General features: G+C 38.6%; 17 protein-coding genes and 1 riboswitch. Of the genes, 9 read left to right on the forward strand and 8 right to left on the reverse strand.

Annotated elements, in window-relative coordinates; translation table 11 throughout:
- Positions 1-39: 39 nt before the first annotated feature.
- On the reverse strand, positions 40-1434 hold the full coding sequence (gene fumC / locus AC2A07_RS16290) for a class II fumarate hydratase (protein WP_314493858.1): 1395 nt from the start codon (positions 1432-1434) through the stop codon (positions 40-42).
- Positions 1435-1575: 141 nt separating this feature from the next.
- Here fumC and AC2A07_RS16295 point away from each other — a divergent pair, with 141 nt between their 5' ends.
- Together AC2A07_RS16295 and AC2A07_RS16300 are read left to right on the forward strand one after the other, a co-directional pair.
- Positions 1576-3183, forward strand: a complete 1608-nt coding sequence (locus AC2A07_RS16295; RefSeq protein ID WP_484051262.1) for a fumarate hydratase — start codon at positions 1576-1578, stop codon at positions 3181-3183.
- Between the two features lie 167 nt (positions 3184-3350).
- Complete coding sequence (locus AC2A07_RS16300) at positions 3351-3641, forward strand: hypothetical protein (protein ID WP_314493856.1); 291 nt, start codon at positions 3351-3353, stop codon at positions 3639-3641.
- 95 nt (positions 3642-3736) lie between these two features.
- Here AC2A07_RS16300 and AC2A07_RS16305 read toward each other — a convergent pair whose 3' ends face one another.
- The gene (locus tag AC2A07_RS16305) at positions 3737-4609 is read right to left on the reverse strand and encodes a helix-turn-helix domain-containing protein (protein ID WP_484051263.1); all 873 of its coding nucleotides are present in this window, start codon (positions 4607-4609) and stop codon (positions 3737-3739) included.
- Positions 4610-4782: 173 nt separating this feature from the next.
- Between AC2A07_RS16305 and AC2A07_RS16310 the strand changes: the two genes are divergently transcribed.
- From AC2A07_RS16310 to AC2A07_RS16340, 7 genes are all read left to right on the forward strand, one after another.
- Entirely contained in the window at positions 4783-5838 is a 1056-nt protein-coding gene (locus AC2A07_RS16310) for a T9SS type A sorting domain-containing protein (RefSeq protein WP_484051264.1), read from the forward strand.
- 182 nt (positions 5839-6020) lie between these two features.
- Complete coding sequence (locus tag AC2A07_RS16315) at positions 6021-8081, forward strand: T9SS type A sorting domain-containing protein (RefSeq protein ID WP_484051265.1); 2061 nt, start codon at positions 6021-6023, stop codon at positions 8079-8081.
- Between the two features lie 153 nt (positions 8082-8234).
- Entirely contained in the window at positions 8235-11075 is a 2841-nt protein-coding gene (locus AC2A07_RS16320; RefSeq protein ID WP_484051266.1) for an alpha-amylase family glycosyl hydrolase, read from the forward strand.
- 130 nt (positions 11076-11205) lie between these two features.
- Positions 11206-11312: riboswitch (SAM riboswitch) on the forward strand.
- Positions 11313-11397: 85 nt separating this feature from the next.
- Positions 11398-13818: a TonB-dependent receptor plug domain-containing protein gene (locus AC2A07_RS16325; RefSeq protein WP_484051267.1), complete on the forward strand. Its 2421-nt coding sequence runs from the start codon at positions 11398-11400 to the stop codon at positions 13816-13818.
- A gap of 76 nt (positions 13819-13894) precedes the next feature.
- Positions 13895-15196, forward strand: a complete 1302-nt coding sequence (locus AC2A07_RS16330) for an APC family permease (protein ID WP_484051268.1) — start codon at positions 13895-13897, stop codon at positions 15194-15196.
- A 168-nt stretch (positions 15197-15364) separates the two neighbouring features.
- Positions 15365-16450, forward strand: coding sequence for a peptide chain release factor 1 (gene prfA, locus AC2A07_RS16335; protein WP_314493846.1), 1086 nt, complete (start codon positions 15365-15367; stop codon positions 16448-16450).
- Between the two features lie 376 nt (positions 16451-16826).
- A complete protein-coding gene (locus tag AC2A07_RS16340) occupies positions 16827-18872 on the forward strand; it encodes a prolyl oligopeptidase family serine peptidase (protein WP_484051316.1) in 2046 nt (681 codons plus the stop codon).
- Positions 18873-18931: 59 nt separating this feature from the next.
- On the opposite strand, the gene AC2A07_RS16345 is transcribed toward AC2A07_RS16340, so the two are convergent.
- From AC2A07_RS16345 to AC2A07_RS16370, 6 genes are all read right to left on the reverse strand, one after another.
- Entirely contained in the window at positions 18932-19348 is a 417-nt protein-coding gene (locus AC2A07_RS16345; RefSeq protein ID WP_314493845.1) for an OsmC family peroxiredoxin, read from the reverse strand.
- 245 nt (positions 19349-19593) lie between these two features.
- Entirely contained in the window at positions 19594-22281 is a 2688-nt protein-coding gene (locus AC2A07_RS16350) for a TonB-dependent receptor domain-containing protein (protein ID WP_484051269.1), read from the reverse strand.
- Positions 22282-22419: 138 nt separating this feature from the next.
- Positions 22420-22752: a hypothetical protein gene (locus AC2A07_RS16355; RefSeq protein ID WP_484051270.1), complete on the reverse strand. Its 333-nt coding sequence runs from the start codon at positions 22750-22752 to the stop codon at positions 22420-22422.
- A gap of 45 nt (positions 22753-22797) precedes the next feature.
- Positions 22798-23424, reverse strand: coding sequence for a hypothetical protein (locus AC2A07_RS16360; RefSeq protein WP_484051271.1), 627 nt, complete (start codon positions 23422-23424; stop codon positions 22798-22800).
- 138 nt (positions 23425-23562) lie between these two features.
- The gene (locus AC2A07_RS16365; RefSeq protein ID WP_314493838.1) at positions 23563-24249 is read right to left on the reverse strand and encodes a response regulator transcription factor; all 687 of its coding nucleotides are present in this window, start codon (positions 24247-24249) and stop codon (positions 23563-23565) included.
- Positions 24250-24284: 35 nt separating this feature from the next.
- Positions 24285-25829, reverse strand: coding sequence for a sensor histidine kinase (locus AC2A07_RS16370; protein ID WP_484051272.1), 1545 nt, complete (start codon positions 25827-25829; stop codon positions 24285-24287).
- Positions 25830-25840: the final 11 nt, after the last annotated feature.

Raw genomic sequence — 25840 nt, forward strand, 5'->3', positions numbered from 1 at the left:
GAAGTTTCGTTATTAGCTTTTAATGGAAGTACCTCGAACCTATTTCAGGCTTCCTACCATATCTTCAGGTTTTACCCACTCATCAAACTGTTCAGAAGTTACAAAGCCAAGGTTCACTGCTTCTTCTTTAAGGGTCGTTCCGTTTTTGTGAGCTGTTTTTGCAATTTTTGCTGCATTTTCATACCCGATATGCGTGTTCAAGGCAGTTACGAGCATCAGAGATTTATCAACCAGTTCTTTAATTCTTTCATGATTCGGTTCGATGCCGACAGCGCAATGATCATTAAATGATACACATGCATCAGCGATCAGCTGAGCAGACTGTAAAAAGTTATAGGCCATTACGGGTTTAAAAACATTCAGTTCATAATTTCCCTGCGTTCCTGCGAAAGAAATCGTTGTGTCATTCCCTAAAACCTGTGCGCAAACCATGGTTAAAGCCTCGTTCTGGGTAGGATTTACTTTTCCCGGCATGATTGAAGAACCCGGCTCATTTTCTGGAATGTGAATTTCCCCAATTCCGGAGCGTGGTCCCGAAGCCAGTAATCTGATATCCTGAGCAATTTTATATAAAGAAACGGCCAATTGTTTTAAAGCTCCGTGAGATTCCACGATAGCATCGTGAGCAGCCAGCGCTTCAAATTTATTTTCAGCCGTTACAAAAGGAAGGCCGGTAAATTTTGCGATATATTCTGCAACTTTTACATCGTAGCCCTGAGGAGTATTAAGTCCTGTACCTACTGCAGTTCCGCCTAAGGCTAATTCAGATAGATGAGGCAAAGTATTTTTTAAAGCTTTGATCCCGTAATTCAGCTGTGCAACATACCCTGAAAATTCCTGTCCTAAAGTCAGGGGAGTTGCGTCCATCAAATGGGTTCTCCCGATTTTTACGATATTTTTAAAAGCTTCCGTCTTTTCTGCTAAAGTGTCTCTTAACTTTTCTACTGCAGGAATCGTTGTTTCAACCACTTTCTTATACGCTGCGATATGCATTGCCGTCGGGTAGGTGTCATTGGATGACTGAGATTTATTTACATCATCATTCGGGTGAATTTCTGATTTGTCACCTAAAGTTCCTCCATTGTTGACATGCGCTCTATTTGAAACGACTTCGTTCACATTCATATTCGATTGTGTGCCTGAACCAGTCTGCCAGATTACCAAAGGAAATTGATCATTCAGCTGACCTTCCAGAATCTCATCACAAACCTGAGCAATCATATCTCTTTTTTCAGGAGCTAAAACACCCAGATCGGCATTGGTAAATGCAGCTGCTTTTTTTAGATAAGCAAAAGCTTCGATGATTTCATGAGGCATAGAACCTTCCGGGCCGATCTTAAAATTATTTCGGGAACGTTCTGTCTGCGCTCCCCAAAACTTATCTGCAGGAACCTGCACTTCACCCATTGTGTCTTTTTCTATTCTGTAGTTCATTGTGATTAATTAAGTTTTCTAAAATTACTCATTAATAAAAAACCCTGCAATTTATAATCATTATAAATATCAATCTAAGTAACTGATTTTGCTCATGCTTTTTTCACGATGTTTTATTTTTGCATCCAAAGAAAAATTAGAATGGAATTTAGATATCAGGATCCGTACCCTATTCAGAAAGATGATACGGTGTATAAAAAATTGACTTCAGATTACGTAAGAGTGGAAAGACATGGAGAAAGGGAAATTTTAACCATTGATCCGAAGGGACTGGAATTTCTGGCTGAAGAAGCGATGGCAGATGTTTCTTTTATGCTTCGTTCTTCCCATTTGGCAAGTCTGAAGAGAATTATTGACGATCCTGAGGCAACAGATAACGACAGGTTTGTTGCCTATAACTTATTACAGAATGCTGCAGTGGCTGCCGAAGGAGCACTGCCTTCATGCCAGGATACAGGAACTGCCATCGTGATGGGAAAAAAAGGGGAGAATGTTTACACGGGAGTTGATGATGGTGAATTTTTAAGTAAAGGGATTTACAATACCTATCAAAAAAGAAATTTAAGATATTCTCAGGTAGTGCCGCTAACGATGTTTGATGAGAAAAATTCCGGTTCTAATCTTCCGGCTCAGATCGATATTTATGCAAAAAAAGGAGATTATTACGAGTTCTTATTTTTGACAAAAGGAGGAGGTTCTGCAAATAAGACTTTCCTGTATCAAAAAACAAAATCTTTACTCAACGAAAAGTCTCTTGAAGCTTTTGTAAAAGAGCGGATTTCAGATCTGGGGACAGCAGCCTGTCCGCCCTATCACCTTGCTTTGGTGATCGGTGGGACTTCCGCTGAAGCAAATCTGGCAGCTGTAAAAAAAGCATCAGCAAAATATTACGACAATCTTCCCACTGAAGGAAATGAGGCGGGGCAGGCGTTCAGGGATCTTGAGTGGGAGGTGAAAGTTCAGAAAATCTGTCAGGAAAGTGCTATTGGTGCACAGTTTGGCGGAAAATATCTGACACATGATGTGAGAGTGATCAGGTTGCCCCGTCATGCGGCCTCTTGTCCTGTGGGAATGGGAGTATCCTGTTCGGCAGACAGAAATATTAAAGGAAAAATAACGAGAGAGGGTATTTTCCTGGAACAGCTGGAAGAGGATCCAAAAAGGTTTTTACCAGCAACGCCTCCGCATCTGGAAGAAGCAGTTGAAATCGATTTGAACAAGCCGATGCCGGAAATCTTGGCTGAACTTTCAAAATATCCCATCAGAACAAGATTAAAATTAAACGGAACCCTGATTGTTGCAAGAGATATCGCACATGCAAAAATCAAAGAATTACTGGATTCAGGGCAGGTAATGCCTGAGTACTTTAAGAACCACCCGATTTATTATGCAGGACCTGCAAAAACACCGGAAGGAATGGCTTCCGGAAGCTTTGGGCCAACCACTGCCGGAAGGATGGATGTTTATGTTGATGAATTCCAAAGCCATGGAGGAAGTATGGTAATGCTGGCAAAAGGAAACAGAACAGCTGATGTGACGAACGCCTGTAATAAATATGGCGGCTTCTATATAGGGTCAATTGGAGGACCCGCTGCAATTTTAGCCAAAGACAATATTCTTTCTGTAGAAGTGGTAGATTTTCCGGAATTAGGAATGGAGGCAGTGAGAAAAATTCAGGTAAAGGATTTCCCTGCTTTTATCATTACGGATGATAAAGGAAATGATTTCTTTGCAGATCTTGCGCATTGATCATAATATAAACATGGTAATTGGTTTTTGTTATGGATGATCTGAACGGGCTTCCTCAAATATCGGTTGTATTCAGTTTAAAATAAAAACAAATTGCAAAATTTAGGTTATATATCTTTTGATGAAAAAGAAAAAAGTCCTATTTTTGCCTAAAATCTATAAGAAAGATGATGTTATCAGCATTTTGGCCGTTTTATCAGTTCCTTTGGACAATTTACTTTGTTACAATGTTCCTAGTGGGATTCTGGTGTATTTTTATGTTTTTCGGTTTTGTTATCCCATTATGGTTAACAGAAGGTCTGAAGGAGTATTTCGGTAAGGTAAAACCTTTCGATCCTGAAGATATCAGAAGAAAATTGATTCACGAGCAGGAAGGCGCTGAGGTAATTTTCAACCAGCCTAAAGGGCACGGTCCTTTCTTGCATGATAGCCACGGACACGACCACGGACATCATTAATTTGAGTGTCATCGCTTTTTCACCTTAATTCTGAAAAAGTGATATCATAGCAAAACAACATATATAAAACCATCGATTTATCGATGGTTTTTCTGTTAAAAAGAGCTCATTCTCAGTTTTTCCGGAGAAACTCCAAACTTTTTCTTGAAGGCGCGTGTGAAATTCTGTACATACTCATAACCACAGTCTATAGCGATTTCTTTGATCATCAGATCATTATCGATAATCATTTTCTTTGCCTTCAGCATTCTCAGCTCAGATATATAATCGCTGACGGTCAGATGATAATGAATCTTGAATTCCTTACGGATTTTAGTCTCATTCATTCCCAGAATTTTACTGATCTCTTCTATTTTTAAATTCCTGTGAAAGTTTTCATCGATAAAGTTTTTGATGATGACAGGAGTCTGATATTCATCTTCATGATCCTTATTTTCATTAAACTGCTCGAAAATCAAAATCAATAATTTGATAATTTTAGCCTCTACAAAAAGCTTTTGCATAAATCCTTTTCGGTAATAGCTGATGATCTCTTTTAAAATCATATGCATTTCCACGGTCATGTATGGCGGAGTTTCTTTATGCAGAAAAATAAAATTATTGTCAATCATCTGTTTTAGAATTTTCGCATTTTCCTGATTAGATTCCGGATCAATTAAATTAAAAATATACTGGTATTTGATTTGAATCTGGAAATATTTTAAGTTTTCCTGTTCAGTCCATAGCTCTGCCTTGCTTTCTTCAGAGGTATAATGAAGTATATATTGATTTTTTTTAAATATAAATCTGGTCTTGCAGTCATTTGCACTCAGATGAATAGTTGGACTTAGAAAAAATAATAAATTGAAACTTGATTTTCCTTCCACAAAATTTGCTTTAGTATAATTCCCTGAATTAGAATCTTCATGCAATACAATCTTGATATTTTCAGATTCAAATATCAATCCTTTTTTTGCTTGTTTCTGCATACAATACGTTTTTGGCTCCATTTACATTTTTAAAAAAAACACTAATCCGGATAACACATAATTTGGAAATGATAAGCCATCTTTAATTATGAAATCTAATTTTGCACAAAATTAAATTAAATTTAGAATAAATAAAAATAATATTGGATATGCTTAAAAATTTACATTTTTTAATGATTCGGTTAAGTTTCTGTCTTTCAGCTATGATTACCGTAAATTATGTATCAGCACAAAAATTAAAAATTTATAATGCCGGTACATCTCATCTGACATGTGACAATGCCGATCCCGGAAGTCTTCCCGGTAACACCGGATGTGTGTCTTTTAATTACAGAGGTCAGTCTGTAATTTATACGACAGTCCGGGGAGCTGACGGTAAAATATGGCTTCAGCAAAATCTTGGAAGTACAAAGACTGCTGCATCTCTTACGGATTCAGATGCCTATGGTGATCTTTTTCAATGGGGAAGATGGGATGATGGTCATCAGTTGAGAAATTCCATTCTCTCTGCAGCAGCTCCTTCGCCTAACAACCCTTCCGGCCTAAATGGAGGGAGTGCATCTTTCCATTCTGGAGCTTATAATTCTTCTTCAAATTTCTGGTCGGGCGGTATAACATCAGACACCTGGAATGCTGTGAATTCTTCATCTGCAAGTTCAACAAATGGTGCTGATCCATGTAAATCAATTGGTTTGAACTGGAGACTTCCCACTGTTGAAGAAATTGATGTAGCAATGACAGCAGAAAATATTACAGAATACAACTCGGCTCTTGCAAGCAATTTAAAACTGATTCCTGCAGGGATGAAAGATTACAGCGGAATATTTTCTCCGGGAACAAGATTGTATCTGTGGTCTTCCTCCTCATCACCTTACACCGGTTCGGGACAGCATTGGTATATAAGTCAGTATTCTGCATTATCTAACAGCGCTGGCAGAGATGCAGGAATGTCGGTAAGATGTATCAAAGCTGTTGCAACAGCATTGGGAACCTCGGATATTAAAAAAGTGACGGTTGGTGTGTATCCAAATCCTACTGGAGGAATTCTTCATGTCAAAGCAGATTCTGAAGTGAAGGCAATCAATATAACTGATATGGCAGGACAGAGAATCAATGCTCAGTTCTCAAACAACAGTCTGAATCTGCAAACGTTTCCTAATGGAATTTATATCGTTGAACTAACAATGAAAAATGGGCAAAAAATTTTCAGAAAGATAATTAAAAATTAGGTCCCTGCAGTTTTGACTGATTTGAAAAGAGTATCATTTAATGATAACTCTTTTTTTTATGAAATCATTTGATACCGGTATGATAACAAATGATTTGAAAATGATAAGCTGAAAGAGCATCGGAAAAGTAATTTTGCGAAAAATTTAAATCAATTTAGAATAATTAAAAATAAGGTTTTATCATGTTTAGAAATTTATATTTTACAATAGCGAAAGCAGGATTGGCAATACTCACCCTTTTCGGGAACTTATCTTTTGCTCAGCAGTGGCAGGATGTAGGTTCTGCAGCCATTTCTGCAGGGGGAAGCAGTTTTAATAATCTGGCGATAGATCCACAGGGAAACTATTATGTTTCTTACTATGATCTCTCTGTTACAAAGGGATCAGTACAAAAGTTTAATGGAACTTCCTGGTCCTACGTCGGTGGTAGCGCCGGCATTACAAACAGCTATGCGACTTACAGTTCTTTATCCGTTGCACCTTCGGGGAACAGTATTTATTATACGAATCAGGGAACTGGTCTGGAAGTCAGACAATTTAACGGAACATCATGGACCCAGTTGATAAGTCCTACGACTTCCACAGTAAATTATCAGGCGTCTGCAGTTTCGCCGTCCAATATTCTTTTTACCTATGCCTCACACAACTCAGGGACGGTTCAGCGTTTTATGAACGGAGCATGGGAACAGGTGGGAAACACAGGGTTTTCAAACGGCTCAACATATGCTGAAATGGTCATCGGTTCAAACGGTAAAATTTATACCTGTAACGTTGCAGGCGGGCTTCGGGTTTATGAAAACAGTACCAATGCTACTGCTGCAGACAACTGGATTTTGGTAGGAGGCAGCAATGTAGATGCTGCTTCATCTTCAGAACAGTATAATTCAGATATTGCCATTGATGCCGGTAACAATCTTTATGTTGCTTACGTATCAAACTCTGCAGGAGGACAGAAGTTAAACGTGAAAAAATATGACGGTACAGCATGGTCACAGATGGGTGCTGCCAATTTCTCCGGTGGAAGAGTTCAGCATGTTGCAATTGCTGTTACACCTGCGGGAGAGCCTTATGTAATTGCAAGCCGCTGGGAAAATGATGATATGCTGAAAAATACAGCGTATAAATTTGATACCGCCACTCAGGCATGGGTTACTTTTGGAGGCAGCTTTATCTCCGATGGCCAGGCTACATATAATGATCTGGCAATCGATAAAGTTAACAATTATCTGGTATTGTCATATTCACAGGGAGGTGTAAAAGTAAAACGTATTTCTCTGGGTGGATCATCTTCAGTAACAACCTGCAATAATACAGATCCTGGAAATACTCCGGGAGATACGGGATGCGTAACATTTACCTATAAAGGTCAGCCTGTAACGTATACAACGGTTCGCGGTACAGACGGAAAAATCTGGCTGCAGCAAAACTTGGGAAGCTCTCAGGTAGCAACAGTTCAGGCTGACGCGGATTCTTACGGAGATCTTTTCCAGTGGGGAAGATGGGACGACGGGCATCAGTCGAGAAATTCATCCACTGCAACAGTTCCTTCTGTCAATAATCCGACAGGATTAGCCGGGATCACTTCATTTATCCTTGGATCGGCGCCTTCGTGGTGGTCAACCAATGCCTCCAGTGATCAATGGACAGTTGCCAATGCCTCATCAGTAACTGCAGAAAGAGGTGCAGATCCCTGCAAGGCCATCGGCCAGGGATGGAAGCTTCCCACACAGGCAGAATGGTCTGCTGCAATCGCTGCCGAAAGTATATCAAATCCTGCAACGGCATTTGCCAGTAAACTAAAATTACCGGTTGCCGGTAACCGGAGTTTTCTTGACGGGAGCTTTTCGTACACAGGGCAGAGAGGATATTACTGGAGTTCTGATATCGCCAATTCCGGAGGAAAATATCTGTACATAGGATCAACAATTGCAAATGCAGGTTCAGGCGGACAGAGAGCTCAGGGGCAATCGGTAAGATGTATTAAAGATGTAACGGGACTCGGTACTTCAGATGTTATAAAAGTTACGGCAGGTGTTTATCCAAACCCCACCAATGGACTTCTTACGGTAAAAGTGGATTCAGAAATTGAAAAGATCAATGTGACCAATATAATCGGGCAGAGAATCAATGTCACATTCATAAATAATCAAATCAACCTGAACGGATTTCCAAACGGAATTTATATTGTTGAACTGGTTTTTAAAAACGGTCAGAAAATTTCAAAAAAAATTATTAAAAACTGAGAAATATTCATTTAGATATTTAAATTTTATTAAAAGGAAAGCTCATGCATCTGCATGAGCTTATTTTATGATTTGTATTTGTGGAGTCATAAACTTTAAAATTTTAATATATAACTAATTAATTTATTTTATTTTTATTAAAAATATATTAATATGAAAAATTTATATTTGTTTATATGTCTATTGATTACAAGTGTCGTATTTGGGCAGATAACTTATACAATAAATCCAAACCCTTTTAACGAAACAGATCAGATTACATTATCTGTTCCGGGAAACCAGATCGATGAAGCTGCCTGGGGAGTTACCAACAATTCTATTTATATTTGGTCCTGGTCACTGGATTTGAACTATGCTAACAGCCAGGACTGTCCTACCAACGGAAGCTGGAATAATTCTAACGAACTCAATAAGCTTGCTTACAATACTGTAACCGATACCTATTCACTTACATTTACTCCAACAACATTTTATAACAGAACAGGAATCGGGAGATTTGGGTTTTTATTAAAAACCAAGACAGGAAGCAGTCAGACGTCACCTGATATTTTTGTTAATGTAGGGACACTGAACTTAAATTTAACCAATCCTGCAGCCAACAGCCTGACGTCTGTTCCTGCCGGAAATTCTATTGCTGTAACTGCAAATACAAGTGTCAGTGCTACCTTTCAGTTGAAGGCTAATGGAACTGTTGTACATTCAACTTCTACACCCGCAACTTCTTATACCTACAATTATACGGTAACAGCAGATGCCAATATGGAACTGATTGCTACAGATGCCAATTCGGTGACCAAAAGCGCAGGTTTTATTCTGCAGGTTCCCAGAACCGTAATTTCGCAGGCTATCCCTACATGGATCAGGCAGGGAATCAATTACAATCCCGCTGACGCTACTAAAGTCGGACTTGCTTTATATGCTCCGTTTAAAAATTTCGTTCATGTTATTGGCAGCTTTAATAACTGGGCAGTTGACGATACTTATTTAATGAAACGGGACACCACGAACCCGGATCTGTACTGGATAGAGCTGAATGGGATCACTCCGGCACAATTATACACCTTCCAGTACAGAACAAACGATCTAAAAAAGGTTGCCGATCCTTATTCGCCGCAGATTTTATCGTCTTATGATGACCAGTATATTTCAGCATCTACCTATCCGGGATTACCTGCATTTCCTGCAGGGCAGGGCTTTGAAGTTTCTATGTTTAAGACGGGACAGACTCCTTACAATTGGCAGGTGACCAACTTCCAGAGACCCAATAAAGAAGATCTGATTGTTTATGAACTGTTATTGAGAGACTTTACTCAGGAAAAAAACTGGCAGTCCCTGATCAATAAAATCAATTATCTCAAAGGTTTAAAAATCAATGCAGTTGAATTAATGCCTGTGATGGAATTTGAGGGCAATCTTTCCTGGGGATACAATACTTCATTCCATTATGCACTGGATAAGGCATACGGAACTCCTGAAAAATTCAAAGAATTTATAGATATGTGCCATCAAAACGGCATTGCAGTGATTTTGGATGTGGCATTCAACCACGCTACCGGAAGATCTCCTCTGGTAAGGCTGTGGAATGTAGATCCTGACGGAGACGGATACGGAGATGTAGCAGCAAACAATCCTTATTTCAATACCGTTCCGAAGCATTCCTATAATGTTTTTAATGATTTCAACCATTCAAGTGCAGCCACAAAGTATTATGTTGAAAGAAGTCTGCAGCAATGGCTTGGCGAATATAAAATTGACGGATTCCGCTGGGATCTGACAAAAGGATTTACCCAAAACTGTTCAGAATTTGATGAAGCCTGTACCAATGCCTATCAACAGGACAGAGTGGACGTGTTAAAATATTATGCAGACAGACAGTGGGCCCTGGATCCCAATTCTTATATGATTTTTGAGCATCTGGGAACGGATGCGGAAGAACAGCAGTGGGCCAATTACAGAGTAGCGGAAGGAAAAGGGGTACTGCTTTGGAATAATCAGAACGGACCCTATAACCAAAATACAATGGGGTATAAAGAAAACAGCAATTTTGACCGGATGGACCATGAACTCCATGGCTTTAACAAGATGCATGGTGTCGGTTTTGGAGAAAGCCATGATGAAGAAAGGCTGATGTTTAAAAATTTGGTCTATGGTGCTGTAAACGGAACTTATCAGGTGACTAATTTAAATACAGCCTTGGAAAGAATGAAAACTTTCGGAGCAACATTTTTTACGGTTCCCGGTCCTAAAATGATCTGGCAGTTCGGAGAATTAGGATATGAATTCAGCATCAACAGATGTCCGGACGGAACGATTAATAACGGATGCAGAACAGATGAAAAGCCTGTTGCCTTTACATTGGGGTATGATTCCAATACCAACAGAAAAGCGATTTATAATACCTGGGCACAGATTATCAATATCAGAAATGCACATCCGGTTTTTAAATCAAAAACCTACACGGTGGAGTCGAATAATCTGACAAACGATCCTGATGGCCTGATTACGAGAATCTATGTATATGATAATCTTTTAACCGCCGGGATTAAGAATGTTGTGGTGCTGGCCAATTACAATACTTCGGCAAAAAATGTTGTTCCCTATTTCCCTTATACAGGGCAATGGCAGAATTTAATGGATAATACAATTTTAAGTGTGGCTTCTACGACAGCACCTATTACGCTGCAGCCGGGTGAATTCAGGATTTTTGGAAACTATGTGGGTAGTTTGTCAGTAATTGATGAGAATGCGGCCAATAAATTATCACTTCAGATTGCAGATAATCCTGTCAAAGATCCTATGGTAAAATTAATCTATCATAAAGCTAAAAACGGGGAGATCATTATTTATGATATGAACGGCAAAAAAATGGACGTCTTTAAACTTAAAAATGAAAACGGAACTTTAGAGGTAAATGCCCATTACCCTGCCGGAATGTATTTGGTTCATTTAAAATCGGATACCGGTGTTGCTATTCAAAAGATGATTGTTAAATAAAACCAACAGTAAAAGATGTTAAGAAGAGAGATTGCGATAAGCGGTCTCTCTTTTCATTTTCTCAGGCATAAAATTAAGACACTTCTAAACTCTTTTTGATATTATCGAAAATAAGTCTACCTTTGCAATAGACTTATCGAGAAAGGTGGAGGGATTTGGCCCTGTGAAACCTTAGCAACCTGCATATCTCTAATTTGCAAAGGTGCTAATTCCAACCCGAATGGGGGAAGATAACTGATGTCAATATTTTTGTAGTATTCCATTTCTTGACAGTCAATTGACGGATTTTTCCGTAATTATCTATTTAAATTTATAAAGGACAATGAAAAAAATCAGCATTTCTGTATTGATGCTTGGAACAGTGATGTTATCTGCACAGGAAGTGGAAAAAGAAAAACAGATCGAAGATGTGATCATCGTAGGTAACCGGAATGCTAAAAGGACAAAAATTGATACGCCTGTTCCTGTGGATGTGATTAATATTGATAAAATTCAGAAATCTGCACCTCAAACCAATGTTCAGGATCTTTTAAATTATGTCATTCCATCTTTTAATGCAGTGAGGCAGTCTTCTTCTGACGGAACGGAGCATATAGATCCTGTCTCATTAAGGGGAATGGGTCCGGATCAGGTTTTGGTGCTGGTCAATGGAAAAAGAAGACACACGACTTCACTTGTCAACTATCAGAATACAGTGGGAAATGGTTCCGTGGGAACAGATCTGGGAACGATTCCGGTTATTGCTATTGACCGGATTGAAGTTCTCCGCGATGGCGCTGCGGCGCAGTACGGATCTGATGCAATAGCCGGGGTTATCAATATCATCCTTAAAAAAGATATCGGAGCTTCAGCGAGTGCCACGTATGGAATTACAGGTAGAAATGATGGTGAAACCTACCAGGCAGGAGTAAATTACGGCAGTTCTTTAGGAAAGAAGGACAGTTATATTAATTTATCCCTGCAATTGAATCATCGGGGGAAAACCACAAGGACCCAAAATCATGATTTGGATATTTTCGGAGGTAATTTTGCTTATGCTTTTGCAGACGATCCGGAAGCAGCAAGAGCCGCAGATAATGCTGTCATCAGTCAGAGAGGTCTTAGCCGGGATGATTTTAATTTCCAGATCGGAGATGCGCAGATCAGACAGGCACAGTTATTCTTCAATGCAGAATATCCGCTGAACAACAGTTTTAAATTATATACATTCGGGGGATTCAGCATAAAAGAGGGTCAGGGATATGGTTTCAGAAGGCTTCCAAGTGAAACATCTAATGTAGTTTCGTCTCTTTATCCCAATGGTTTTCAGGCTTCTTTAGGCTCTGAGGTCTATGATATCTCCTATGCAGTCGGAACGAAATATAATGCTGATAACTGGTTAATTGATTTGAGCAATACCTTTGGCAGTAACAGTTTTAATTATAATGTCAGTAATACCAATAATGCTTCCCTAGGTATAAATTCGCCAACGGAGTTCTATGCAGGGGCTCACAGCTTCCTTCAGAATACAGTCAATCTGGATGTTGCCAAAAGTTTAAACAATTTTAATATTGCATTTGGTGGAGAATTCAGATTTGAAGAATATCAGATCAGGGCAGGCGATGAGGCATCTTATACTCAATATGATATCAATGGAAATGTTGCAACAGAAGGTTCAGCGGTTTCAGGAGCGGGAGGGTCGCAGTCTTTTATTGGTTTTTCACCTCTGAATGCTTTAAAAAAATCTAGAAACTCAAGTGCTGTATATGCGGATGTATCTTATGATCTGGATAAAAAACTGAACATTGATGCTGCTGCCAGATTTGAAAATTATTCCGATTTTGGAAGTACTTTGAATGGTAAACTGGCAGTGAGATATGAATTTGTCAAAAATTATGCGATACGGGGAGCCGTAGGAACGGGATTCAGAGCGCCTTCTCTGCAGCAGCAGTATTTTAATAATTCGTATGCTGATATTTCTACTTCAGGATCAGGGATTGTAACAAAAGGGATTTTCAGCAACCAAAGTGCCGCTGCAAAAGCCCTCGGATTTGATCAGCTGAAACAGGAAACATCACTCAACGGAAGTGTTGGATTTACTTTAAAACCTGCCAGCAGGCTTTTCATCACTTTGGACGGATATCTTATAAAAGTGAAAGACAGAATTGTGATTACGAGTAATATAACTGATCCGCGACTCACCGAGTATGGTGTTGAGAGCGGAAGGTTTTTTGCCAATGCGGTTGATACACAAACCAAAGGAGTAGATCTGGTGGTGACCTATGACTGGAAATTGGGAGGTGGTAACCTGAACATCAATTTGGCAGGAAATTATACCGAAACAAAAATCACAGATTTTCATTTTCCTCAGAATCTGGGAACTCCTCAGAATGAATTTTTTGGTCCTGATCAGGTAAACATCATCGAAACACTGTCACCTAAAACAAAAGCTACACTGGGATTGAATTACAATATTGGTCAATTTAATTTTTTGGTAAGAAATACTTATTTTGGTCAGGTAATCAGAGACGGGTATCCTTTTGGTGGCATTCAGGAGTTTTCGCCTAAAATTGTTACTGATATCAGTGTGGGATATGATATTACAAAAAATATCAATCTCACTGTGGGTGCCAATAATCTGTTTGATGTATTTCCTGATCTTCAGATCTATGAAAATTCGTATTACGGAGTTTTTAAATATGCTCCTGTGCAGATGGGAACTTTAGGGAGTTACTTTTTCGGAAGAGTAAATTTTACGTTTTAATGAACAAAAATATAAATTACAGAATGATCATAACGGATGTACTAATTGATGATTTTTTAGTCTTAAAGTCTTTATAATGAATGCATCCTCACATCAGGTTGGTTGGAAAACCGCCGTAGCTATTGTTGTTTCAAACATGATTGGAACAGGAATTTTCACAACCCTGGGTTTTCAGCTGGTTGATATCACCAATACCTACAGTATATTTTTACTTTGGGGCATTGGTGGGATTTTAGCTCTGTTTGGCGCATTTTGTTATGCTGAATTAGGTGTATATTTCAAAGGGAATGGTGGAGATTATATTTATCTCAGCAAAACCTATCATCCGGTACTGGGATATCTGGTAAGCTGGATTTCATTAATAATCGGATTCTCAGCACCGGTTGCGTTGGCAGCTCTGGCCATGTCAAAATACCTTTCAGTCTTTGATTTTAACCTCGGGACACCCTTTGCTATTGCTGTTATATTTTTCGTTGCGGTCTTTTTGTCTTTCAGCCTGAAAGCTTCAAGCCGTTTTCATAATTTCTTTACCTTAATCAAGGTCGGTTTTATTGTGCTTCTGATTATTGCAGGTGTACTGCTTTCTGAGCCTGTTGAAATGGGGAACAGTCTCAATTTCAGCAACTCATGGGAAAATGAGATAATGCTTTCGGCATTTGCTACCTCTTTAGTGTTTGTTACCTATTCGTACACAGGCTGGAATTCGGCCTCTTACATAGCCGGTGAAATTAAAGACGTTGAGAAAAACCTGCCTAAATCTCTGATTGCAGGAACTGTGTTTGTGATGTTATGCTACATTCTGATCAACTATATTATGCTGAAGCACGCACCGGTGCATCAGCTGGCAGGAAAAGAAGATGTGATGAGGGAAGTGGCTGATAATCTGCTGGGGATTTCTTTTGGGAAGCTGGTTACAGTTTTTATTGCTTTGCAGCTTGTTGCTACAATCAGCGGTTATTTGTGGGTAGGATCGAGACTTACTCAGGCTTTTGCCAAAGAAAATCATTTATGGAAACTGTTATCCGGTAATAATCAGAAAGGTATTCCTGTTAGAGCTGTTTTCGCTCATGTGGTCATTGCAACCTTAATTATACTGACCGGAAGTTTTAAAGAGATTTTTGTGTACACTGCCTTTATCCTTCAGCTGTTTGCGACCTTGGCTATATCGACTGTATTCTTTCTTAAAAAACATCAGCGGAAAATATTTAAATCTGACTTATTTTATATTTTCCCAACAGTTTTCCTCCTGTTCAGTATATACATTCTGTATTTTACGCTCATCAACAATCCAAAGGAAAGCATGATTGGTTTAGGTATTATAGCCGTAGGACTTATTCTGTATTTTATAGACAAACGACTTACAAAAAACGCATCTTAAATACAATCCAATTCAGTTTTACTAATACGTCGTATCATCGTTTCAACAACAGGAATCGAGATATGAATTTCTGGTAAAATCAGAAATGATACAAACGGATAGCTAATCAAATGGTTATTGAATTTTGAATTAATAATTCTTATCTTTGCATCCACAAAATTTTCAACAATGTCTAAATCATTAATCCCAAAATTAGAAGCGATCAAACAAAGATATAATGAGGTAGCAGACCTTATTATACAGCCGGACGTAATTTCGGATCAGAAAAAATATTCTTCCTTAAACAAAGAATACAGCGATTTAGGAAAAATTGTACATGTCTACAATCAATATAAAGGTGCTTTGGACAATATTGCAGAATCTGAGGAAATCATTGCAGATGGTTCAGACCGGGATCTTGTGGATATGGCTAAAGAAGAAAAAGTAGAGGCCCAGGGAAAACTTCCCGGTTTGGAAGAAGAATTAAAAGTCCTTTTGATTCCTAAAGATCCAACCGATGATAAAAACGTTATTGTAGAGCTCCGTGCCGGAACCGGTGGAGATGAAGCGGCTATTTTTGTTGAAGATGTGTACAGGGCATACGCAATGTATTTTAAGACCAAGGGATGGAAGCATGAAATCACGGATTCAAGTGAAGCAACAAAGGGTTATAAAGAATTAATCATCAAGATAGAAGGTGACGGCGTGTACGGAATTATGAAGTTTGAATCCGGGGTTCACCGGGTACAGAGAGTTCCGGAAACAGAATCTCAGGGTAGAGTACATACCTCTGCCATTACAGTTGCAGTTTTACCCGAAGCTGAAGAAATCGATTTCGAATTAAATCCGGCAGACATCGAGATGCAGACCTCACGTTCCGGTGGAGCGGGAGGACAGAACGTAAACAAGGTAGAAACCAAAGTGCAGTTAACCCACAAACCTTCGGGAATGGTGGTGGTTTGTCAGCAGGCACGTTCTCAGCTTGCCAACAGGGAACTTGCCATGGAAATGCTTCGTACCAAATTGTATGATATTGAAGTTCAGAAATCTGTCGGGGATATTGCTGCACAGCGTAAATCAATGGTTTCGACCGGTGACCGTTCAGCGAAGATCAAAACGTACAACTATCCGCAGGGGAGGGTAACTGATCATAGAATCAACAAATCAATGTACAACCTTGATGCATACATGAATGGTGATATTTCTGATATGATCGATGCTGTAATCATGGCAGAAAATGCAGAAAAAATGAAAGGAGAAGAAGAAAACTACTAATTTTTTTCTTAAAAAATAAATGAGGCTTCTGAGAAATCGGGAGCTTTTTTTTGTTTTTTTATAATATTTGAAATAAATATTAATTACGGGTAAAATAATTTTTTCTAATGTAGCTGATGAAATTATAATGAGAAACTGAATGGGCATCAAATATCGGTGATGAAAAAACAATCTGGATGGGCATCTGATTATAATTTCATCTGAAATTACAGATCTACAATCATTTATTTAACTGTCTGATAAAAGTTTCAGCTTACTGAAGCTTTTTTTATTTCCACAACTTTACGTATTTTTGAGAAAACCCTTCACAATGAATTTTAAACCATTTTTATTAACGGCTGGAGTACTTTTTTCGGCCACTTTTTATTCTCAGAAAATGAATTATCCTAAAGCGATAAAAGTAACTCAAACCGATACCTACTTCGGGACTGCCGTTTCAGATCCGTACAGAGATTTGGAAAACGACTCTGAACCGACTAAAAAATGGGTTGACGAAGAAGTTGCATACAGCCAGAATTACCTTTCAAAAATTCCTTTCAGAGAGCAGATCAGAACTCAGCTTACTGATATCTGGAATTACGAGAAAATCGGAGCACCTTTCAAAGAAGGTGATTACACTTATTACTATAAAAATAACGGACTTCAGGCACAGTCAGTTTTATACAGAACCGATAATAAGACAAAAGCTACAGAAGTCTTTTTGGATCCGAATAAATTTTCAGAGAAAGGGACAACTTCTCTTTCAAGCCTGTCTTTCAATAAAAAAGGAAATCTGGCAGCCTATGCCATTTCAGAAGGTGGCAGCGACTGGAATAAGATCATCATTATTGATGCAATCACCAAAAAGCAAATCGACGAAACAATTGTCGATGTGAAATTCAGCGGAATCTCCTGGTTGGGTGATGAAGGGTTTTATTATTCCAGTTACGACAAACCTAAAGAGGGAACTGTACTTTCAGGAATGACCGATAAGCACAAGGTTTTCTATCATAAATTAGGGACAAAACAATCGGCAGATCAACTTATTTTCGGAGGCGATAAAACACCGAGAAGGTATCTGGGCGCCGGTGTTTCTGAAGACCAGAGATACCTGATCATTTCCGCAGCCAATGCAACCAATGGAAATGAACTGTACATAAAAGACTTAAAAAAAGGAGGTGATTTCGTTCAGATCAACAAAGGCTTTGATATCAATGTCAATATTGTAGATACGGACGGAGATGATCTTTTCATATTTACGGATAAAGATGCTCCGAATATGCGCCTGGTAAAAACAAGCATCCAAAATCCATCTCCCGAAACATGGAAGGATGTGATTCCTGAAACAGAAAATGTATTGGGAGTTTCCGGTGGTGGAGGTTATTTTTTTGCCACTTATATGGTTGATGCCATTGATCAGATAAAACAGTTTGACAAAACCGGAAAACTGATCAGGGAAATCACGCTTCCCGGAAAAGGAAATGTAGGAGGTTTCGGAGGAAAGAAAAAAGAGAAAGAACTGTATTATTCCTTCAGCAATTATATTACCCCGGGAACAACATATAAATTCAATGCGGATACCGGTAAATCTGAAATTTATCAGAAGCCGAAAGTGAAATTCAATCCTGAAGATTATGTTTCCGAACAGGTTTTTTATACTTCAAAAGACGGAACCAAAATTCCGATGATGATCAACTACAAAAAAGGGACGAAGCTTGATGGCAAAAACCCAACCATCCTTTATTCTTACGGAGGTTTCAATATCAGTTTACAGCCGTCATTCTCAGTAGTCAATGCCATCTGGATGGAAAACGGAGGGATTTATGCAGTACCGAATATCCGCGGAGGCGGTGAGTACGGGAAAAAATGGCATGATGCAGGAACCAAACAACAGAAGAAAAATGTATTTGATGACTTCATTGCTGCCGGAGAATATCTTCAGAGTAAAGGCTATACTTCAAAAGAATATATGGCGCTTTCAGGCAGATCAAATGGTGGACTGCTGGTAGGTGCAACAATGACAATGCGTCCTGATTTAGCGAAAGTAGCTTTTCCGGGAGTTGGAGTGCTGGATATGCTGAGGTATAATAAATTTACTGCAGGTGCAGGTTGGTCTTATGATTACGGAACCGCTGAAGACAATAAAGAAATGTTTGAATATTTAAAATCATATTCTCCGGTTCATAATGTAAAAGCAGGAACCTGTTATCCGTCAACCATGATTATTACAAGTGACCATGATGACAGGGTAGTGCCGGCACATTCTTTTAAATTTGGTGCTGAACTGCAGGAAAAGCAGAAATGTGCAAACCCAATTTTGCTGAGAATCGAGAAAAATGCGGGTCATGGAGCAGGTAGAGCAACCGATCAGGTAATCAGTGAAAATGCAGATCTCATTTCTTTTGCTCTTTATGAAATGGGAATTAAAAAACTAGAGAAATAATTGATATCATAAAAAACTTCAACCAATAAAATTTTATTGGTTGAAGTTTTAATATTTACTTACGCTAAAGTAGCATTCAAAGTAATTTCAAAATTGAAAGCTGCACTTACCGGGCATCCTTCCTCTGCAATTTTAGCATATTTCTGAAAATCCTCTTCGGAAATTCCCGGAACTTTTGCTGTCAGGGTCAATTCTGATTTCGTGATTTTACCTGCTTCAGGGTCCAAAGTGATTACCGATTTTGTAGTCAGTTCTTCAGGGGTAAAACCGGCTTGGGAAAGTTCAGCACTCAGTTTCATAGTAAAACATCCTGCGTGTGCTGCTGCCAGTAATTCCTCAGGATTTGTTCCTACACCCTCTTCAAAACGGCTGCTGAAAGAATACTGAGTTTGGTTAAGTGTTGTACTCTGAGTCGTTAAATGACCTTTACCTTCTTTTACGGTACCGTTCCATACGGCTGTTGCGTTACGTTTCATATAAAATATTTATTTAATGTTTAAATTGATTCATCTGCCTGTTTATTAAAGATAATAAGGCGATTTCATATAGTGCAATATCACCATTCATAATTGTCAGGATTAAAATACGAAATGCATGCCGTAATAATTAAATTAAGGATAATACGTCTGATTTTTTCCGGTAAAACAAATGAACATTTTTGATGAAAAATCATAATTTGAAAGCTATACCTGCAAACTTAGATTTTTAACTGCCTACCCGTTTAAAAACTTATATCCAGCCCAACATAAAAATTCGCTTTCATAATCGGTGCATACACCATTCCGCCATCAAAATAATTCCCGAAAGGATTTTTAAAATCGACGATTGCGTTTTTCTGATAATAAGAAGTCAGGTTTTCACCACCGAGATAAGCTCTTATTTTCTGGTTGAAATTTCTTGAAATCTGGGCATTGACAATAGCATAGGATTCCGAATATTCAGGTATTTGAAACTGAGTTGGATTACCTGCCGTATTTGGAAGTCTCTGTTTTCCTACAACATTCAGGGTCGTATCAAAACTCCAGAATCCACCTTTTGTATTTTTATTGGTTGCATACGCCAGATTCAGAAAACCTCTGTGCTTTGCCATGAAGGGAATTTCTCTTCTGCCATCCAAGTAGTCTGCCTGTACATCATAATATTTGTACGCCAGTCTCACTTCAAAATTTTTGAAAGGTATAAAGTCCCACTGGGTCTGAAAAGAGTTGGCAAAAGATTTCCCTTCTAAATTGTAGAAAGTCAGCTGCTGAGGTGACCGGTCCAGATCCGCCAAAACCTGATCCTGAAAATTTGTTCTGAAAAAATCTGCCATCACGGTAGATTTTCTTCCGAAAAGTTTGAATTCCTGTTGTAAGCTCGCTCCGTAATTCCATGCGATTTCGGGCTTCAGTCCATAAATATTTCCGCCATTCTGAAGGATCTGTACCGTTCGGTTGGATGCGAAATACTGCTGGTTTTCTGCAAAAACAGATGCTGTTCGGAATCCTCTCCCTGCAGAAAGCCTTAGGATCGTCTGTGGAGTAAAATCATACTTGAAATTTAATCTCGGAGTAAACTGAGTCCCAGCAAGGTTATGGAAATCTGCTCTGGCGCCTGCAACTAAAGTATATTTTAAGCCCGTTAAAGTATATTCAGCAAAAATTCCCGGAACTACTTCATTTCTTCTGAAATGATCGACCAGATAATTTTCACTGTAAGAATCGTACATGAAACTTGCTCCTGTTTTATACTTATGATTGGTGTTTCCGATAATGCTTTCAAATATCAAATTTGAATAATATGTATGTTGCTGCCCTGAATAATTTCTCCTTCCAAAGAAGCTGTCCTGTTGATGATATACATACTGGTTCATCCATCCTAAGCTTTGATATGGCTTTCCTTTGAAAACATATCCTGTTTTGTTCCATACCTGAAACCTGGATATGTCGATTCCTACTCCATAGGCTGTTTGCTTATCCTGAGCCATTTTTTTATCAAAATCAGTCTGCCCTGCAGTTCTTTCATCTTTTACGAAATTAATCCCAAAATGTGAACCGAATCCTGATTTCTCCAGGTCATTGTAATTCAATAAATACGCTGCATTCAACTGGGTGCCTTTAGGCCTGTCAAGAAAGCCGTCATCATTCATATCCGTATTTCCGAAGGTTCCGTTCCCGTGCAGTAGAAAAGTCTGGGTCCAGTGATCATTAATAGTCTCCACATGGGTGATGTTGGCCTCAGCTCTTCCATTAAAGTCTGAGAATATATTCAGGGACGTTTCAGATTTTTCTGCATTTTTAATCAGTTCTGTGTTGATTTGTCCTGTAATGCTTTCATATCCGTTCGTTACAGTGCTTCCTCCTTTGGTCAGCTGAATGCTTTCTATCCAACGTCCGGGAATGAAATTTAAGCCATAAGCTGATGCCAGACCTCTGATCTCAGGAAGGAGCTCTTTCGTTAAGCTGGTGTATTTCTGATCCAGGCCCAGCATTTTAAGCTGTTTGGTTCCGGTTACTGCATTGCTGAATGATACATCTACGGTGGCATTGGTTTCAAAACTTTCAGACAGGTTGCAGCACGCTGCTTTTAATAATTCCTTTGAACTGATATTGAAAACCAGGCTGGCTTCTTTTTTATTGATAGAAGTTGATGCTTTGGAAGCTGATAACTTTACCTCTTCAATGTTTTTTTCATTATGGCTCTCCGCTTTTTCTCCATTGGAGTGCTGACCGCTGTCTCCCTCTTTATGACTGATGCTCTCATCTGCATGGACATTAGAGTTTAACGAACCCATAGGCGTATCTCTGTCATACAGGCAACATCCGGGCAGCTTACTGTAAACAGCATCTGTGGTTTTATACTTTTCGTTATCATGACCTGCGTCAGCAATCTTTTTCAGGATCTGGTCTGCAGAGGTTTTTGAAACATCAAAATCTAAAATAACGGTCTGTTTTTCTGCATTCCATTCAGCGGAATTTGCTCCTGCTGATTTTGCAGCCTTTTCAATTCTGGCTTTGCAGGACTCACAGTTTCCTTTGACGAAAAATTCATTTTCAACTTTGCTGTGATCGTGCTTTTCCGTTATTTTTTTTTCCGGATTTTCTCTTTCATAATGACAACATCCCGGAAGTTTTTCATAAGTCTCATCAGGGGCTCTGAATTTCTCATTGTCATGCCCTGCTTCAGCTATTTTCTTCAGAATATCTTCAGAAGAGCTGTTTTCTGATGTTTCCAGGGTAAGTGTTTGGGTATCTGCAGAATACCGGGCAGCTTTAGCACCGGCCTTCAGTGCTGTTGATTCGATCCGTTCTTTACACATTTCACAATTTCCCTTTACCTGAAACTGGTTTTTGTGAAAATTCTGTGCAAAGATAAGCTGTGATAATAACAAGAATGTGCCAAGGAATGCCTTGGGAATATATAATTTCATTCGTTTAAATTTAGATTAGTAAATAGTTGAAAAGATAGAAAGTCTGCAATCAACTTCACTCCGGTGATGTAAAATATCAGCGTATGTACAGGCATAGATAATTATTCATTAAAACTCTTAATGAATAACTGACGGGTACTAACCTAGTTTGGGCGGTTGCCAAATGTCTCTTAAACGGTCTGAAAAATAAGGGTCTGAATACTGAAAAGATAAATTAGGGTTGGAAGCAAACCCGGAATGTTCTGCGTAAACAAATGTGTCAGCAATGTTGTCGATATAGAGGGTACAGGCTGTACATGAGGTACAGCAATCATCGTGACAGGATGATTTTTGATTTTCTTTTTTTGGGCTGTTGTGACTTTTTTCACAACAGCTTTTGGCAGAAGTATCTTTTTTACAGCAGTTCTCCTGTGAAGCCTGAGCATAGAAGTTGTCTTTGGGAATTAAGAAAATTCCAAGACAAATGATCATCAATAAAATCTGAGTATACTTCACTATGCAAAACTACGAAAAAAATTAAAGTGCTTCGCCTACTTTTTTAGCACAGTCATGCCATGGCTGACCGTGAGCAGGGTTCAGTTTTGGTTTAGGTCCTGTGTTCGCTGCAACTGTCTGAGGAGCAGGTATTGGCTGAGGGGCCTGTACCTGAGTTGTCTGAGCTGTTGGTTTGCTGTTTAATGCCTGACCTACAGGAATATCACATCGGTGACCGGGTTCTCCGTGTGGAGGATTCATTCCCGGGGCTGTTTTTACCTGTTTTCCGTTTTGATCAATCATAATTTTTTGAGGAGCTGATGCATTCGGGTCAATCTGAACAGGATTGTTTCCGTTAACGGTAATGTTTTGAGAGGTTGCATTGGCGTTCTCTGCCGGTGTACCTCCGCCGTTTAATGGCTGTCCCACAGGAATGTCACATCGGTGTCCGGGTTGTCCGTGAGGGGGATTTATCCCAGGTGCCACAGCGACAGAGGAAGTATTAGGAATTCCTGCCTGATTAAGTAATGAAGGTTGCGGAGTATTGTCCACTGCCGCATAAGGCTGCTGAACTCCGGCCTCTTCTTTGATATAAGTTGGTCTTTCGTCTTTCTTACATGAAATAATTGATGCACCGGCTACAATTATTACTAAAAATATATTCTTCATATACAGTCTGTATTGTTTTGGGAGTGATAAAATTTTAATGAAATGGTTTCATGTCAAAACTCCCGATCAAAAACAAAATTAGCAAAACATTTCCAAATGCTTTGCTAATTTCTTTATTATTGATGGGTTGACTTCAGTTTAGTTCTTAACTAAAAGTCTGAAACCTTCTCCGTGAACGTTGATGATTTCCAATCCGTCATCTTCTTTCAGTAATTTTCTTAATTTGGCGATATATACGTCCATACTTCTGGCGGTAAAATAATTTTCTTTTTTCCAGATTTTTCTCAAAGCGAGGTCTCTCGGCATAAAATCATTTCTATGAAGACAAAGCAATTTCAAAAGTTCGTTTTCTTTAGGGGAAAGTTTGTAATCGTTATCACCTACTCTCAGTTGTCTTAACATTGAGTCAAAGAAAATGTTGCTTATTTTAAACTGTTCCTGTTCCTCATTTTCCAGGGTAGAACTTCTTTGAAGAATTGCTTTGATCTTGTAAAGAAGCAGTTCTGTATCAAATGGCTTGGTGATATAGTCATCAGCACCCAACTGGTATCCTTTTAATATATCTTCTCTCATATTTCTTGCTGTAAGAAATATGATAGGAGTGTTTTTGTCAATTTTTTTAACGTCTTCTGCAAGAGAAAAACCGTCTTTTTTTGGCATCATAACGTCAAATATACAGATGTCAAATTCGTTTTCTGTAAATTCCTTCAGTCCCTGCTCACCGTCTACCGCTAAAGTTACCTCAAAATTATTGATCGAAAGATAATCTTTCAATACAGCTCCGAAACTCTGGTCGTCTTCTACTAATAATATTCTGTTGCTCATATCTCTTTTTTTATTTATTTAATTTGTTTTTATATCTAAGCCATTGGAAGCTTAATGATAAATGTACTTCCTTTGTCTTTTTCTGAATCTACAATCACCTGACCTTTGTGGAGTTCAATGATCTTTTTTACATACGAAAGTCCTAATCCCTGGCCTTTTACATTATGAATGTTTCCGGTTTCCTCACGAAAGAATTTTTCAAAAATCCTGGTTCTGTTTTCTGTTTCCATTCCCATTCCCTTATCTGAAATTTCAATCACATACCAATTTCCTTCATTTCTGGTTTTAACGTCAATTTCAGGTGCTTCCGGAGAATATTTATTGGCATTGTCCAAAAGGTTGACCAACATATTTGAAATGTGGAATTCATCAATTCTGAATATGTATTTACTTGCGTTGAATTCCTGCCTCAGCGTACCGTTCCGTTGTGAAACAATCAGTCCGAATGATTCTGTGGTTTTCTTTATTAATTCCCTTACGTTGGTCTCTTTCAGGAATAATTTCACTTCATTCCGCTCCAGTTTAGACATGTTCAGGACATTTTCTACCTGTTTTTTCATTCTCAGGTTTTCCTGTTTAATAAGACTGGAGTAGTATCTCACCTTTTCCGGATTGGTTGCAATTTTATCATTGGCTAAAGAATCTGTTGCTACCGATATGGTTGCCAGCGGAGTTTTGAACTCATGAGACATATTGTTGATGAAATCAGTTTTGATTTCAGCAATTTTCTTCTGCTTCATCATATAATTAATGGAAATGATATAAATTCCCAGAATCGTAAGAAGAGAAAGAAATGTTCCGAGCAGCATCGGCCAGTTGTTCATAGCCAGAGAATATTCTTTTTTTGGGAAAACTAATGCCAGAGTATATAAAGTTCGGTCTTTAGTATCTGTAAATAAGGGGTAAGAATAAGTGTTGCCCTCTTTCTTTTCTTTAAAAACCTTATTGGCGACAGTGGTAAGTTTATTGTTTTTATCTGTCACTCCATATCCGAAATTAGCTGAAATTCCCTTCATTCCCAATTCTTTGGCAAGAATTGAATCCAGAACTTTGGCGTCGACACGTTTTGTAATCGGCAATGTGCTTCCATTTACTTTTACAAACTCCTTCATTCCCCAGTCCCCGCTCTGTATGTCCTGATTGATTTCTGAAGTCAGCTGTTCTCTTTTGGTTGTATCTTTTTTTATTTTGTATGCTGCTTCGTCAGTGTATAATGTTGTTAGGCTTAATGAATCCCCTCTTTTTGAAGGAAGCAGTTTCTGTTCTATAAGGTTTTTGGAGTATACGATTGATCTTTGAGTTCCCGAATCAATGGTCTGTTGGATCGTTGTCAGCGATGGTTTTTTATTGTTGGCAATAATGTTGTCTCTGAAATTGTCATAATTTTCGTTGAGGACTTTATCTACTTCCAGATCAGAAACTGTTTTGGTAGTATTTTCAAGAGCTGTATATACTTTGTTGGAAAATTCCTGTTCCAAAGCACCGTAATAGCCTTTAAGCCAATAAAACTGCAGGGTTACGAAAACAATCAGTGAGATCGTCATGAAAACCGAGATTATCGGGATGAATTTGTTATTCATTGAATATAATA

The sequence above is a fragment of the Chryseobacterium sp. HNCC26DJ238 genome (genome assembly GCF_057180465.1).

Bases quoted from the DNA above. Each gene is read 5' to 3' on its own strand.
- AC2A07_RS16325 (WP_484051267.1), top strand. From the start codon at position 11,398: ATGAAAAAAATCAGCATTTCTGTATTGATGCTTGGAACAGTGATGTTA.
- AC2A07_RS16370 (WP_484051272.1), bottom strand. From the start codon at position 25,829: ATGAATAACAAATTCATCCCGATAATCTCGGTTTTCATGACGATCTCA.
- AC2A07_RS16365 (WP_314493838.1), bottom strand. From the start codon at position 24,249: ATGAGCAACAGAATATTATTAGTAGAAGACGACCAGAGTTTCGGAGCT.
- AC2A07_RS16310 (WP_484051264.1), top strand. From the start codon at position 4,783: ATGATTCGGTTAAGTTTCTGTCTTTCAGCTATGATTACCGTAAATTAT.
- AC2A07_RS16295 (WP_484051262.1), top strand. From the start codon at position 1,576: ATGGAATTTAGATATCAGGATCCGTACCCTATTCAGAAAGATGATACG.
- fumC (WP_314493858.1), bottom strand. From the start codon at position 1,434: ATGAACTACAGAATAGAAAAAGACACAATGGGTGAAGTGCAGGTTCCT.
- AC2A07_RS16320 (WP_484051266.1), top strand. From the start codon at position 8,235: ATGAAAAATTTATATTTGTTTATATGTCTATTGATTACAAGTGTCGTA.
- AC2A07_RS16355 (WP_484051270.1), bottom strand. From the start codon at position 22,752: ATGATCATTTGTCTTGGAATTTTCTTAATTCCCAAAGACAACTTCTAT.
- AC2A07_RS16300 (WP_314493856.1), top strand. From the start codon at position 3,351: ATGATGTTATCAGCATTTTGGCCGTTTTATCAGTTCCTTTGGACAATT.
- AC2A07_RS16345 (WP_314493845.1), bottom strand. From the start codon at position 19,348: ATGAAACGTAACGCAACAGCCGTATGGAACGGTACCGTAAAAGAAGGT.
- prfA (WP_314493846.1), top strand. From the start codon at position 15,365: ATGTCTAAATCATTAATCCCAAAATTAGAAGCGATCAAACAAAGATAT.
- AC2A07_RS16360 (WP_484051271.1), bottom strand. From the start codon at position 23,424: ATGAAGAATATATTTTTAGTAATAATTGTAGCCGGTGCATCAATTATT.
- AC2A07_RS16330 (WP_484051268.1), top strand. From the start codon at position 13,895: ATGAATGCATCCTCACATCAGGTTGGTTGGAAAACCGCCGTAGCTATT.
- AC2A07_RS16315 (WP_484051265.1), top strand. From the start codon at position 6,021: ATGTTTAGAAATTTATATTTTACAATAGCGAAAGCAGGATTGGCAATA.
- AC2A07_RS16350 (WP_484051269.1), bottom strand. From the start codon at position 22,281: ATGAAATTATATATTCCCAAGGCATTCCTTGGCACATTCTTGTTATTA.
- AC2A07_RS16305 (WP_484051263.1), bottom strand. From the start codon at position 4,609: ATGCAGAAACAAGCAAAAAAAGGATTGATATTTGAATCTGAAAATATC.
- AC2A07_RS16340 (WP_484051316.1), top strand. From the start codon at position 16,827: ATGAATTATCCTAAAGCGATAAAAGTAACTCAAACCGATACCTACTTC.